Origin of the sequence: Buttiauxella sp. B2, assembly GCF_006376615.1 — a bacterium.
GTDB lineage: Bacteria > Pseudomonadota > Gammaproteobacteria > Enterobacterales > Enterobacteriaceae > Buttiauxella.
This window is the reverse complement of the sequence record NZ_VEXQ01000002.1, coordinates 32,607-45,404: the sequence shown is the minus strand read 5'-3', so window position 1 is coordinate 45,404 and position 12,798 is coordinate 32,607. Positions and strand designations below refer to the sequence as shown.

General features: G+C 49.1%; 14 protein-coding genes. 9 read left to right on the top strand and 5 right to left on the bottom strand.

Features of this window, described 5'->3' with window-relative positions:
• Nucleotides 1–35: 35 nt before the first annotated feature.
• The 4 genes from murJ to rimJ form a co-directional block, all read right to left on the bottom strand.
• Nucleotides 36–1,571 (bottom strand): murein biosynthesis integral membrane protein MurJ, encoded by a 1,536-nt coding sequence (gene murJ / locus FH968_RS03380; protein ID WP_139877401.1) that lies wholly within the window; start codon nt 1,569–1,571, stop codon nt 36–38.
• Between the two features lie 237 nt (nt 1,572–1,808).
• Nucleotides 1,809–2,732 carry a Gfo/Idh/MocA family protein gene (locus tag FH968_RS03375; protein WP_139877398.1) on the bottom strand — a complete coding sequence of 308 codons (924 nt, stop codon included), beginning with the start codon at nt 2,730–2,732 and terminating at the stop codon, nt 1,809–1,811.
• Nucleotides 2,733–2,735: 3 nt separating this feature from the next.
• The gene (locus tag FH968_RS03370) at nt 2,736–3,386 is read right to left on the bottom strand and encodes a YceH family protein (protein WP_139877396.1); all 651 of its coding nucleotides are present in this window, start codon (nt 3,384–3,386) and stop codon (nt 2,736–2,738) included.
• A gap of 9 nt (nt 3,387–3,395) precedes the next feature.
• Complete coding sequence (rimJ, locus tag FH968_RS03365) at nt 3,396–3,980, bottom strand: ribosomal protein S5-alanine N-acetyltransferase (RefSeq protein WP_139877394.1); 585 nt, start codon at nt 3,978–3,980, stop codon at nt 3,396–3,398.
• A gap of 242 nt (nt 3,981–4,222) precedes the next feature.
• On the opposite strand from rimJ, the gene mdtH reads away from it, so the two are divergent.
• The 8 genes from mdtH (at nt 4,223) to FH968_RS03325 (ending at nt 10,458) form a co-directional block, all read left to right on the top strand.
• Nucleotides 4,223–5,431, top strand: a complete 1,209-nt coding sequence (gene mdtH / locus FH968_RS03360; protein WP_139877392.1) for a multidrug efflux MFS transporter MdtH — start codon at nt 4,223–4,225, stop codon at nt 5,429–5,431.
• A gap of 75 nt (nt 5,432–5,506) precedes the next feature.
• Nucleotides 5,507–6,154, top strand: coding sequence for a glutaredoxin 2 (gene grxB / locus FH968_RS03355; RefSeq protein ID WP_139877390.1), 648 nt, complete (start codon nt 5,507–5,509; stop codon nt 6,152–6,154).
• Nucleotides 6,155–6,328: 174 nt separating this feature from the next.
• The gene (locus FH968_RS03350; RefSeq protein WP_139877388.1) at nt 6,329–6,889 is read left to right on the top strand and encodes a lipoprotein; all 561 of its coding nucleotides are present in this window, start codon (nt 6,329–6,331) and stop codon (nt 6,887–6,889) included.
• A 133-nt stretch (nt 6,890–7,022) separates the two neighbouring features.
• Nucleotides 7,023–8,069: a dihydroorotase gene (gene pyrC / locus FH968_RS03345; protein WP_139877385.1), complete on the top strand. Its 1,047-nt coding sequence runs from the start codon at nt 7,023–7,025 to the stop codon at nt 8,067–8,069.
• Nucleotides 8,070–8,142: 73 nt separating this feature from the next.
• Complete coding sequence (gene dinI, locus FH968_RS03340) at nt 8,143–8,388, top strand: DNA damage-inducible protein I (RefSeq protein ID WP_139877383.1); 246 nt, start codon at nt 8,143–8,145, stop codon at nt 8,386–8,388.
• A gap of 445 nt (nt 8,389–8,833) precedes the next feature.
• Nucleotides 8,834–9,088 (top strand): biofilm formation regulator BssS, encoded by a 255-nt coding sequence (gene bssS / locus FH968_RS03335; RefSeq protein ID WP_034456211.1) that lies wholly within the window; start codon nt 8,834–8,836, stop codon nt 9,086–9,088.
• 130 nt (nt 9,089–9,218) lie between these two features.
• A complete protein-coding gene (gene solA, locus FH968_RS03330) occupies nt 9,219–10,337 on the top strand; it encodes an N-methyl-L-tryptophan oxidase (RefSeq protein ID WP_139877381.1) in 1,119 nt (372 codons plus the stop codon).
• A gap of 7 nt (nt 10,338–10,344) precedes the next feature.
• A complete protein-coding gene (locus FH968_RS03325; RefSeq protein ID WP_139877378.1) occupies nt 10,345–10,458 on the top strand; it encodes a YceO family protein in 114 nt (37 codons plus the stop codon).
• Between the two features lie 40 nt (nt 10,459–10,498).
• Here the strand turns inward: FH968_RS03325 and FH968_RS03320 are convergent, their stop codons facing one another.
• Nucleotides 10,499–11,548 carry a rhodanese-related sulfurtransferase gene (locus FH968_RS03320; protein ID WP_139877375.1) on the bottom strand — a complete coding sequence of 350 codons (1,050 nt, stop codon included), beginning with the start codon at nt 11,546–11,548 and terminating at the stop codon, nt 10,499–10,501.
• Between the two features lie 231 nt (nt 11,549–11,779).
• On the opposite strand from FH968_RS03320, the gene FH968_RS03315 reads away from it, so the two are divergent.
• Nucleotides 11,780–12,700 (top strand): Kdo(2)-lipid IV(A) acyltransferase, encoded by a 921-nt coding sequence (locus FH968_RS03315; protein WP_139877372.1) that lies wholly within the window; start codon nt 11,780–11,782, stop codon nt 12,698–12,700.
• Nucleotides 12,701–12,798: the final 98 nt, after the last annotated feature.

The following is a 12,798-nucleotide window of genomic DNA, read 5'->3' as shown; positions in this document are numbered from 1 at the left end:
TTGCAGCGCGTAGTTTAATGCAGAATGCCCGTTTACTACAGCGTGCGGCGGGCGAAATCTTTCACTCTGAACCCTAGCACCGTTAACGTGGCGAAATAAGCTGCGATCCCTGCAACTACCACCACCATTAAACGCAATATTCGGTATGGCATAGTGCCCAAATCCCATGCCGGCATAATGTGCATCATGCCGAGCAGCACCGCCGCCATCACAATCACGCCTGCAAACAGACGCCAGAGAAATGCGCCCCAACCCGCTTGTGGCTGGAAAATATCTTGTTTACGCAACTGCCAGTATAGCAGGCTGGCATTCAGACACGCCCCCAGGCCAATCGACAGCGCCAGCCCTGCATGCTTTAGCGGGCCGATAAACGCAAGGTTCATTACCTGGGTCAAAATCAGCGTCACAATAGCGATTTTGACTGGAGTTTTGATGTCCTGGCGTGAATAGAATCCTGGGGCCAACACTTTCACCACAATTAATCCCATCAACCCGACGGAGTAAGCCACCAGCGCACGTTGTGTCATGAGCGCATCGAAAGCTGTGAATTTGCCGTACTGGAACAGGGAAACCGTCAGCGGTTTAGCGAGAATGCCCAACGCCACCGCACTCGGCAACGCCAGCAGGAAACATAAACGTAAGCCCCAGTCCATCAGGCGTGAATATTCGTCGTGGTTACCGCTGGAAAAACTTTTCGCCAGCGATGGCAACAAAATAGTCCCCAATGCAACACCCAACACACCGGATGGGAACTCCATCAAACGGTCAGCGTAGTACATCCAGGAAACCGAACCGGAAGCCAGGAAAGAAGCAAAAATGGTGTTGATAATAAGTGAAATTTGGCTGACAGAAACACCAAGAATGGCGGGCCCCATTTGTTTGATCACGCGCATCGAGCCTGCATCTTTCAGGTTAACGCGCGGTAAAACCAACATGCCTATTTTTTTCAGATGAGGTAACTGATACGCCAGTTGCAACACACCGCCAACGGTAACCGCCCAGGCCAACGCCAGAATCGGCGGGTTAAAGTGTGGTGCAGCAAACAGCGCAAAACCAATCATGCTGAGGTTTAAGAAAGTCGGTGCAAATGCCGGCACCGAGAAACGATTCCAGGTATTAAGAATCGCACCACACAGCGAGGCCAGCGAAATCAGGAAGATATACGGGAATGTTATCCGCAGCAGACTGGAGGTCAGCGCAAATTTATCAGCGGTATCGGCAAAACCCGGAGCGGTGACCAAAATCACCCACGGTGCCGCAATCATCCCAATGACGGTGACAACTGCCAGAGCCAGCGTTAATAACCCAGAAACATATGAGACAAACACACGGGTCGCATCTTCGCCCTGCTTACTTTTGTACTCGGCAAGAATAGGGACAAACGCTTGCGAGAATGCACCCTCGGCGAAAATACGGCGCAATAAGTTCGGTAATTTGAATGCGACAAAAAAGGCATCTGTCGCCATCCCTGCCCCAAAAACCCTTGCCACAATGGCGTCACGTGCAAATCCCAGCACGCGGGAAAACATCGTCATCGAGCTGACTGCTGCCAGCGATTTTAATAGATTCATTTATTATGTGGTTCCACAAACATCAACGCCTGCTGGGCAGGCGTTGGCAATAACAGCAGTTTCACTACCGTCTTAGAGGTCACGTTAATGCCGGATGTCACTGCGTTAATCCGACCTACGAAAACCGTTGTTGTAGGGTGGATTAGCGTAAGCGACATCCACCACATGGCATGATTTATCGAGCGACGCTTAGTCTACCGATACACAGCCGAAATACTACTATCAGATGTTACTGGGTTATTCGCTCATCGCTTCGCGCCATAGCTTTTCAACTACACGTTGCGCAATCAAGGCCTGCTCGCCCGAGGTTTCAGGAACAGTCTGATTTGCAACGCTTTCAAGGAAATGACGAGCGCAGCCGGTAAAACCGCGTTGTTCGAGCATGGATTGCCAACCAGGTATTGGGCGATTGACCACGCCATTGCCGCACTCCTCACGCCACTCGCGCATATCCGTAACATCGTACAAACCGCCGTCTGTCACCGCTTGCACCCACTCGCGCTGGCTACCTGAACGGCGATGCATGCTGGTAGTAATTTGCAGATTGCCACTAACAAAGTGATGTTCAGCAAACAGCATTTGCCCTTGATCGTTAGTGAGCAACGTTCCGCTTTGCAATTGTGCTTCACTGCCACCCAGCCACAATGCGGTATCCACCACGTGCAGATAATCGTCCAGTAGTGTGAAACGCAGATCGTTTGGCCCAACGCTGTCGGCGCGGTGTTTATCCATCCGAACGGACGCACCGCTCGCCAGTTTGTCTTTCAAATCAAGATATAACGGAGAAAAACGACGGTTAAAGCCGACCATCAACGTGCGCTTTTGGCGCTGCGCCATTTCCACCAGACGTTCTGCATCAGCGAGGTTTTCTGCCAGCGGCTTATCCACACAGACATTGACACCGGCCTGCAATAATTCACTGACGACTGCGTAATGGCTGCTGGTTGCGCTATGGACAAATACCGCATCGCACTGCGCTGCGAGTTCGGAAATAGAAGAAACGTAGGGAATGCGGTAAGCGTCGCAAACTTTCTGCGCCTTTGCCTGGGTTGGGGAAAAAGCACCCTGCAATGTCCAATCGCGGGCCTCGGTTAGTACCGGCAGCCATGCCTTTTGTGCAATGCCACCTAAGCCGACAACACCGACGCGAAGTTTAGTCATCAATTAATCCCCGAGATGAGCAAGCAGTGAATCAAGGCGTTGCTTAAGATCGGCAACTTCATTTTCAAGCTGTTCAACGCGCGCAGTTAAATCATCCGCAGGCTGCGCAGCACTCTGTGAGGCTGCCAGTTGCGAAGCATCAACTTCACCACTGAAAAGGTGCATATAACGGCTTTCACGCTTACCTGGCTCACGCGGCAAACGCACCACGAACGGGCCATCTTCCCGATTGGCAAGATTTTCCAGGGTATTTTCAACCTGCGCCATGTCGCTGAACTCAAACATTCTACCCGCACGTGTGCGTAATTCCCCCGGCGTTTGCGCACCGCGCAGCAGCAGTGCCGTCACTACTGCGACTTCGGCAGGCGAGAGCTTAAGATCGCCAAATTCAGAATTGCAAAAACGCTGCTCGTACTTAGTGACGCGATTACCAAAGCCGCTGACGGTGCGTAAATAATGGCGTTTAACCAGTGTGTCCAGGGTGTCCTGAACGTCAGGCTCTTTCAGGTCCATAACCGGTTCGCGGTTAGTTTTCTGATTACTTGCCGTCACCACACCGTTGACCGACATTGGATACTGTTCGGGCGTGGTCACCTGTTTTTCCATCAGGCTACCCACCACTCGCGCTTCAACCGCAGTTAACTGATATTTCATCTCTCGTCCTTAACGCCCTAGGGTCCATTCTTTATTAGTCAGCACGGTCAGAACATGATCGCGCCACACACCATCAATCAGTAAATACTCTTTGGCATAGCCTTCTTTTTCAAAACCGAGGCGCGCCAGAAGATCGCCGCTTCGTTGGTTATGCGGCATATAGTTCGCCATGATGCGATGGATATGCTGGCTGCGCTGCATGTAACGAATAGCCGTAGTCAGCGCTTCAAACATCAAACCCTGCCCCTGCCATTTTTCGCCAAGTGAGTAGCCGAGATAGCAAGCATGGAATGAACCGCGAACCACGTTTGAAAAGTTAGCCACGCCGTAAATCTCTTTTTCTTCTGGATCAAGCAGCGCAAAGTAATAAGCACTGCCGGTTTTATGCATTTCACTGATCATGCCCAGCCGCGCCTGCCACCCGGAAGGGTAGCAATGGCTGTCATCACGAATCGGTTCCCAGGGTTTCAGGAACTGGCGGTTTTCGGCGTAGTAATCTGCCAGACGCCAGGCATCGCGCTCATAGACCAGACGCACAACCAGGCGGTCCGTTACTAAGCGTACTTTCGGCACGTTACTGCGGTAGCCAAACATGTTCACCCTACTCCTCACATCCCACATTTTTCTTAGGCAATTTAATTACTATACCTGTGGCTGGCGGTGGAAGGAAAACAACAACCTGCAGATTTTTCATCACGCCATATTTTTTTCGATTAATGAGTTCAATCAAAGCATCAGATTGATAAAAAAATATTGTCGCAAGCCTCCCTGTCATAAACGCTCAGAGCAGTGGAGAATAGTGCGTTGTCACACTTTTAAAGTTCTCTGGAGGGGAGATGTCACGGGTAGCGCAGGCCAGGAGCCTGGGTAAATACTTCTTACTGCTCGATAACATGCTAGTTGTATTAGGTTTCTTCGTGGTTTTCCCTCTTATTTCCATACGCTTTGTCGACCAAATGGGTTGGGCTGCGTTAATGGTCGGTATTGCGCTCGGCCTGCGGCAACTGACACAACAAGGGTTGGGGATTTTTGGCGGGGCAATTGCCGACCGCCTGGGCGCAAAACCGATGATTGTCACCGGTATGCTGTTACGCGCGGTGGGCTTCGCACTCATGGGAATAGCCCATGAACCTTGGGTATTGTGGCTCTCCTGCTTTATCTCCGGCATCGGTGGTACGCTATTTGACCCACCTCGATCCGCGCTAGTGGTGAAACTGGTGCGACCGCATCAACGCGGTCGATTCTTCTCAATATTGATGATGCAAGACAGCGCAGGTGCCGTAATCGGCGCACTCCTCGGCAGTTGGTTGCTGCAATATGATTTTCGTTTGGTATGCGGCGTTGGTGCACTGATGTTTGTGATTTGCGCCATCGTTAATGCCTGGCTGTTGCCAGCTTATAAGCTGTCTACCATCCGTACACCAATGCGCGAAGGGATGGGGCGCGTGCTGCGTGACAAACGTTTCGTCACTTACGTGCTGACGCTTGCCGGGTATTACATGCTTGCTGTGCAAGTCATGCTAATGCTACCGATTATGGTCAACGAAATTGCTGGTACACCTGCCGCCGTTAAATGGATGTACGCCATTGAAGCAGCGCTTTCATTAACACTGCTGTACCCGATTGCCCGCTGGAGTGAAAAACGTTTCCGCCTTGAGCAGCGCTTAATGGCCGGTTTGTTTTTGATGACACTGGCAATGATACCTATTGGCTTTAGCAGCAACCTTCAACAGCTGTTAACCCTGATTTGCGTGTTTTACATTGGTTCAATTATTGCCGAACCGGCCCGCGAAACCCTGGGGGCTTCGCTTGCCGATTCCCGCGCACGCGGCAGTTATATGGGCTTCAGCCGTCTGGGTTTGGCAATTGGTGGGGCGTTGGGTTACGCCGGTGGCGGTTGGCTGTTTGATGCCGGAAAAAGTATCAACCAACCGGAACTTCCTTGGGTAATGCTAGGGATTATTGGCGTGATAACCCTGATTGCATTGTGGTGGCAATTCAGCCCAAAACCGGTGGAACCTTCGATGCTCGAACCTGGCAACTAGTTTGCGGGACTCACACTTCTCCTCCATACTCAAAAGTTAACGGATACTATCCGCTAATCAATATGGAGGAGTAACGTGAAGCTTTATATCTACGATCACTGTCCTTTCTGCCTTAAAGCACGCATGATTTTTGGCTTAAAGAATATCCCCATTGAGCTGAACGTCTTGCTAAGCGACGATGAAGCCACCCCGACGAAAATGATTGGCAAAAAAATGGCGCCAATCCTGCAAAAAGACGACAGCCGCTATCTGCCTGAAATTATGGATATCGTGCACTACGTCGATAAACTTGATGGCAATCCCCTGCTGACGGGCAATACTAACGCCACCATCAGCGACTGGCTGCGCCACGTGAATACTTACGTCCAACATCTGCTAATCCCACGCTTTGCGAAAGCGCACTTTGACGAGTTCGCCACACCGGAAGCGCGAGCTTATTTCGTAAAGAAAAAAGAAGCGATGATAGGTTCTTTTGCAGAACACCTCGCACATTCACCGGGCCTTATCAAAAAAATCAGTGATGATTTACGTAAACTCGACAAACTTATCGTGCAGCCGAATGCCGTCAACGGTGAGCTATCGGAAGATGATATTCATCTGTTCCCTTTACTACGTAATCTAACCCTGGTTGCCGGGGTTGAGTGGCCAAGCCGTGTTACGGCATATCGCGATAACATGGCCAAACAGACGCAAATAAACCTGCTCTCATCCCACGCTATTTAAAGATCAATCAGGATTTTCTTAAGGCGGGTAAGCGACAGACGCACCCGCCACCATCCAACCGCAACAACAGATAAAACTCAACGATTCAGCTTTTTCCTGTAGCACGGCCTGCGCTGGTACATCATGATGCTTTATGTCAGGATCTGGGATCTATGCAGCTTGTTAAGGAACTCCATGAAGAAGATAGTGTTAGCCGTAGCGTTGGTGCTGAGCGGATTAGTAGTGGGTTGTAATCAGCTAACGCAGTACACAGTAAGCGAACAAGAAATTAACCAGGCGCTGCATAAACGTAATAATTTCTCTAAGGACATTGGCCTGCCAGGTGTTGCTGATGCCCATATCGTGTTAACCAATTTGACCAGTGCAATTGGCCGTGAAGAACCGAACAAAATCACGCTAACCGGTGATGCAAGCTTGGATATGTCGTCCCTGTTTGGCAATCAGAAAGCTAACATCAAGCTGAAACTCAAAGCCCAGCCGGCCTTTAACAAAGAACAAGGCGCTATCTATTTGCAAGAAATGGAAGTGGTGGATGCCACCGTTGAACCTGAAAAAATGCAAACGATAGTCCAGACCATTATTCCTTACCTGAATCAATCGCTGCGTAATTACTTCAACCAGCAGCCTGCTTATGTGTTGAGCGAAGACAACAGCACAGGTGAAAAATTGGCTAAACAATACGCCAAAGGGATTGAAATTAAACCAGGCGAAATCGTTATTCCTTTCACTGAGTAAACAACCTTTTCGGGGGAGACATCGTGCTCCCCAAGAAAATTTCAACGAAAATGGTGCAAAGAAAAACGTTTGCACATATCCTTTGTGTCCGGCATAAATCATCGTTATTTCCTTCCTACGCCGGAGCACTTTCATGACCGTATTACCTCAGGTATTAAAAATTCGCCGCCCAGATGACTGGCATGTTCACCTTCGTGATGGTGAGATGTTAAAAACGGTGGTGCCTTATACCAGCGAAATTTATGGTCGCGCGATTGTGATGCCCAACCTGGCACCGCCTGTAACAACGGTTGAAGCTGCCATTGCTTATCGCCAACGGATTCTCGACGCCGTACCACAGGGGCATAATTTTGAGCCTTTGATGACCTGCTATCTGACCGATTCTTTAGACCCGAACGAAGTTGAGCGCGGGTTTAACGAAGGTGTGTTTACGGCTGCAAAACTGTATCCGGCTAATGCGACAACCAACTCAAGCCATGGCGTAACCAGCACCGCTGCAATCTTACCGGTGCTCGAGCGCATGCAAAAAATCGGCATGCCACTGCTTATCCATGGTGAAGTGACTCACGCCGACATTGATATCTTTGACCGTGAAGCACGCTTTATCGAAACCGTTCTGGAGCCACTGCGCTGCCAGTTGCCAGAACTGAAAGTGGTGTTTGAACACATCACAACTAAAGACGCTGCACAATATGTGAAGGAAGGAAACTCCCTTTTGGGCTCAACCATTACCCCGCAACACCTGATGTTCAACCGTAATCATATGCTGGTTGGTGGTGTTCGCCCTCACCTGTATTGTCTGCCAATATTAAAACGCAGCATTCATCAGGAAGCGTTACGCGAGCTGGTTGCCAGCGGATGTGACCGTGTATTCCTCGGTACAGACTCCGCGCCTCATGCGCGCAACCGCAAAGAAACCAGCTGCGGTTGTGCAGGTTGTTTTAACGCCCCTTCAGCTTTGGGTGCTTATGCGACAGTGTTTGAAGAGATGAATGCGATGCAGCACTTTGAAGCGTTCTCCTCACTCAACGGCCCACGCTTCTATGGTTTGCCAGTCAACGAAGAAACCATTGAGCTGGTACGCACGCAGGTCACAATGCCAGAGACTATCGCAACCAGCGATGACAGCATCGTGCCATTCCTGGCCGGTGAGCAAGTGAGTTGGTCTGTAAAAGCATAATTTTTAACGCCCCTTGTTGCATAGTTAATAATATGACTGTATAAATATCCAGTATATTATACAGGGGGCTGTTATGCGTATTGAAGTTACTATTGCCAAAACTACATCTCTGCCGCCAGGCGCTATTGATGCGCTTGCCAATGAACTCTCACGTCGCATTACTCAACATTATCCTGAAAATGAAAATCACGTTCAGGTGCGTTATGCCGCTGCTAATAACCTGTCGGTTTTAGGAGCTAACAAAGAAGATCGCGATCGCATTAGCGAAATATTGCAAGAGACCTGGGAAAGCGCTGACGACTGGTTTGCTGCGGATTAAAACACATCATGGAAGGTGGTCAGCTTTGAGCCACTATTTATCCTTGATATACCCTAAATAATTCGAGTTGTGGGTAGACGGCAAGGGAGCTTGCTCAGGTTTGCGAGTGTAGCCAACACCCCATAGCTTGAAGTATGACGGGTATAAATAAATTCCCTCGTTACTATTTTATACCGGGTGTCGCCATCCGGTTTTTTTAATTGTTTAAAACTAACCCCGCAAATAATTCCACTTTCCTCTTTATTACTCGGATTCCGCCGATTCAATGAGAAATATTCTGCCGGTTTATTGCACTACAAAACGCTTTATTGTAAAAAAAGTGTTGCAGGGTATTTATTTCTTCCTCGAAATAGCTTAATCATTGATATACTTAACTGGCTTCACATTAAACAAGCATTAAACCTCGCGAACCGTTGTCTTAAACACACGTACAAAAGGGGTTATGATGGAAAAAAATAGTGATGTTATCCAGACCCATCCCCTTATTGGATGGGACATCAGCACCGTAGATAGCTATGACGCGCTGATGCTTCGCCTGCACTACCTGACCTCAAATACGCAAAAGCACGACGAAACTGAAATTGGTCAAACTTTATGGCTGACCACGGATGTCGCCCGGCAATTTATTTCTATTTTAGAAGCCGGCATTGCAAAGATTGAATCTAGTGATTACCAGGTAAACGATTATCGTAAGCATTGATTGACGATGCTGCCCAAATAACGCAAGGCACCGCAGAGGTGCCTTTTTTATTATTCAGGTTTCACTTATTTGTCAGCTAGTCAAAAATTAATTACCCTACTAAGCAATTTCTGTCACAGAGAAAAGCCCTATGCATTATGACCTAATCATCGTCGGTAGCGGTTCTGTCGGTGCAGCAGCCGGGTGCTATGCCACTCATTCCGGTTTAAATGTGCTAATGATAGACAGTTGCCACCCTCCTCATCAGCAAGGCAGTCATCACGGTGATACACGCCTGATGCGTCATGCTTATGGTGAAGGGGAAAAGTATGTCCCGTTGGTGTTACGCGCTCAGAAACTGTGGGACGCATTGCAAGAAATCAGCGGTGAGAAAGTATTTCATCGCACCGGCGTGATTAACCTGGGCCCTGCAGACTCAGCTTTTATCTCCACGGTACAAAGCAGTGCGCAATCCTGGTCATTACCACTTGAAACGCTCACGGCTGACGAAGTAATGATGCGTTGGCCGCAACTTACCGTTCCAGCAAACTATCTTGGCCTCTTTGAGCCAGATTCTGGCGTGTTACGCAGCGAACTGGCAGTAGCCACTTACATTCGTCTGGCCAACCAGGGCGGTTGTGCCCAGCTGTTTAATTGTCCAGTGACTGATATTCGCCATACCGCAGACGGCGTAAGCGTTACAACCTCGGAAGGTGAATTCACTGCAGATAAGCTGTTGGTCAGTGCCGGAACCTGGGTAACCAAATTGTTACCCGAACTGCCGGTCACTCCGGTGCGCAAAATCTTTAGCTGGCATCAGGCTGATGGGCGTTACAGCGAAAATAACCATTTCCCAGCCTTCACTGCCGAATTACCCGATGGCAGCCAATATTATGGTTTCCCCGCAGGCGAGGATAACGAGCTGAAACTGGGTAAACATAATGGTGGGCAGGTCATCAGCGAACCCCAGCAACGTAAACCATTCGGTGCTATCGCAAGTGACGGTAGTGAGGTGTTCAGCTTCTTGCGCCAGATAATGCCGGGTGTTGGCGTCTGCATGCATGGTGCCGCCTGCACCTACGATATGTCGCCAGACGAAGATTTTATCATTGATACTCTACCTGGCCATGACAATACACTGGTGATTACTGGACTGAGCGGGCATGGGTTTAAATTCGCTTCGGTACTTGGGGAAATAGCCTGTCAGTTTGCATTGGGTAAAGAGTCGACCTTTGACCTTGCGCCATTCTCACTTTCACGCTTTAAATGAGCCTGTTATGCGCCGCATTTTTGACTATTTGATTCATAACGTACGCGAGCACTTGATGCTGTATCTGGTGCTCTCAGCGTTGCTGATTTTGATTGATGTGATTTACTTGTGGTGGCACTGAAATAAATCGGGTGGATATGATTTTATCCACCCATTTAGCGTTACTCAGGGTCGGGGATGCGTAATGTGGTATTCAACGCACCACGCGATTTGTTGAAAATCTTATTACCATTCTCTCGGCCTGCACGGCGACGACGCTGCTCTTCTGGCGACAGTGCCAATTCCTCGCGGCAAATCTCACTACAACAACCAGCGAACTTCTCAGCACAGCTTGGGCACTGAATAAACAGCAGATGGCAGCCATCATTTTTGCAGTTGGTATGATTGTCGCAAGAGGTGCCACACTGATGGCAATGGGCAATCACTTCATCGGAAATCCGCTCGCCCATACGTTCGTCAAAAACAAAGTTTTTACCGACAAAACGCACAGGAATACCTTGTTCACGCGCACGTCTGGCGTACTCAATGATTCCGCCTTCAATATGGTAAACGTTCTTAAAACCGTTGTGCAGCATCCAGGCACTGGCTTTTTCACAACGAATTCCACCGGTGCAATACATGACAATCTTCTTGTCTTTGTCATCCTGCAACATGTCTACCGCTTTTGGCAGCTGTTCACGGAAAGTATCTGCTGGGATCTCCATGGCATTGTGAAAATGGCCCACTTCGTACTCGTAATGGTTGCGCATGTCGATAAACACGGCTTCAGGGTCATCAAGCATCGCGTTGACATCTGCCGCCTTGAGATAAGACCCGACGTTGCTGGCATCGAATGACGCATCGTCAATCCCATCTGCAACGATGCGGTCGCGAACTTTCATGCGTAACACCCAAAACGATTTACCATCGTCCTCAAGTGCAATATTCAAACGCACACCGTTCAGTGCAGGATGGAACCCAAAAAGCGCTTCGCGGAACGCATCGACTCGGCTCTGCGGAACGCTTATCTGCGCGTTGATACCCTCATGGGCAAGATAGACGCGGCCAAATACGTTCAGCGCAATAAAAGCCTGATACAGCGCATCACGTGTAGCTTGAGGTTCTTCGATGGTGAAATACTTATAGAATGAGATGGTGGTGCGCGGCTCGGCTTCAGCCAACATGCGCTCACGCAGTTCATCATTCGATATGCGGTTATGTAACACTGGCATGGTGTTCGCCCGAATTTCGTAGATGGAAAAAAGTGGGCTGCATCATAAAGCAATTAACGTTAATTTACATCCCTGCATTTTGCGCTACATTTCCCTAATCTTTCCGCTTAGAGAACAACAACTGTTGGGTTATCAGACACTCTGCCGCTGTTAACTTTGGCACACGAATAAATAATGTCACAATAGTCTGACTCAAGAAGATCCGGCATTTGCCGTCACTATAGGTTTTACATGACGAACTTACCGCAATTCTCGCGCGCATTACTCCATCCCCGCTATTGGGGAATCTGGTTTGGTATTGGCATACTCTATTTAATTACCCTACTACCTTACCCGGTTATCTATCGGCTTGGGCTCGGTCTTGGCCAATTAGCTATGCGGTTTATGAAACGCCGCGTCAGAATTACACGCCGCAATCTTGAACTCGCCTTCCCAAACAAAACAGCTTCTGAACGCGAATATTACCTGGTAAAAAACTTTGAATCTGTAGGCTTAGGTCTGATGGAAACGGGTATTGCCTGGTTCTGGCCGGAATGGCGTATCAGGCGTTGGTGTGATGTAACGGGAGTTGAACAAATCCATGCGGTGCAGAAAGCAAAACGCGGCGTGCTGCTTATTGGTATCCACTTTCTGACCCTTGAGTTAGGCGCACGTATGTTTGGCATGAATACGCCAGGTATCGGTGTTTACCGCCCGAATGACAACGCCCTGATCGACTGGCTGCAAACCTGGGGCCGTATGCGTTCGAACAAAAGTATGATCGATCGTAAAGACCTTAAAGGCATGATTCGCGCCCTCAAAAAGGGCGAAATACTATGGTACGCACCCGATCATGACTACGGCCCAAGTGGCAGCGTTTTTGTGCCGTTCTTTGGCGTTGACGAGGCTGCTACTACCTGCGGAACTTATACTCTGGCGCGGATGTCGGGTGCTGCCATTGTCCCGATGGTGCCACGCAGGAAACCAGACGGCAAAGGATACGAGCTGATTATTCTGCCTGCAGAATTTTCACCACCGCTGGAAACACCAGAAGGCACCGCAATCTGGATGAACAAAATCATTGAGCAATGCATTATGATGGCGCCAGAGCAATACATGTGGCTGCATCGTCGCTTTAAAACTCGCCCTGAAGGCGTTCCTTCACGCTATTAATCCTTTCTTCAGCAAATTTAAGGGTGGTATTCAGCCACCTTTTATCATTTTAAAATTGTGTTTCACAAACGTTGCTACTCCCCCTTTAACAGGAGCAT

What these genes read in the sequence shown, in the direction of transcription:
- bssS (WP_034456211.1), top strand. Translation starts at nt 8,834, where the DNA reads ATGGAAAAAAATAGTGATGTTATCCAGACCCATCCCCTTATTGGATGG.
- FH968_RS03375 (WP_139877398.1), bottom strand. Translation starts at nt 2,732, where the DNA reads ATGACTAAACTTCGCGTCGGTGTTGTCGGCTTAGGTGGCATTGCACAA.
- solA (WP_139877381.1), top strand. Translation starts at nt 9,219, where the DNA reads ATGCATTATGACCTAATCATCGTCGGTAGCGGTTCTGTCGGTGCAGCA.
- pyrC (WP_139877385.1), top strand. Translation starts at nt 7,023, where the DNA reads ATGACCGTATTACCTCAGGTATTAAAAATTCGCCGCCCAGATGACTGG.
- FH968_RS03370 (WP_139877396.1), bottom strand. Translation starts at nt 3,386, where the DNA reads ATGAAATATCAGTTAACTGCGGTTGAAGCGCGAGTGGTGGGTAGCCTG.
- FH968_RS03350 (WP_139877388.1), top strand. Translation starts at nt 6,329, where the DNA reads ATGAAGAAGATAGTGTTAGCCGTAGCGTTGGTGCTGAGCGGATTAGTA.
- dinI (WP_139877383.1), top strand. Translation starts at nt 8,143, where the DNA reads ATGCGTATTGAAGTTACTATTGCCAAAACTACATCTCTGCCGCCAGGC.
- FH968_RS03320 (WP_139877375.1), bottom strand. Translation starts at nt 11,548, where the DNA reads ATGCCAGTGTTACATAACCGCATATCGAATGATGAACTGCGTGAGCGC.
- FH968_RS03325 (WP_139877378.1), top strand. Translation starts at nt 10,345, where the DNA reads ATGCGCCGCATTTTTGACTATTTGATTCATAACGTACGCGAGCACTTG.
- FH968_RS03315 (WP_139877372.1), top strand. Translation starts at nt 11,780, where the DNA reads ATGACGAACTTACCGCAATTCTCGCGCGCATTACTCCATCCCCGCTAT.
- mdtH (WP_139877392.1), top strand. Translation starts at nt 4,223, where the DNA reads ATGTCACGGGTAGCGCAGGCCAGGAGCCTGGGTAAATACTTCTTACTG.
- murJ (WP_139877401.1), bottom strand. Translation starts at nt 1,571, where the DNA reads ATGAATCTATTAAAATCGCTGGCAGCAGTCAGCTCGATGACGATGTTT.
- rimJ (WP_139877394.1), bottom strand. Translation starts at nt 3,980, where the DNA reads ATGTTTGGCTACCGCAGTAACGTGCCGAAAGTACGCTTAGTAACGGAC.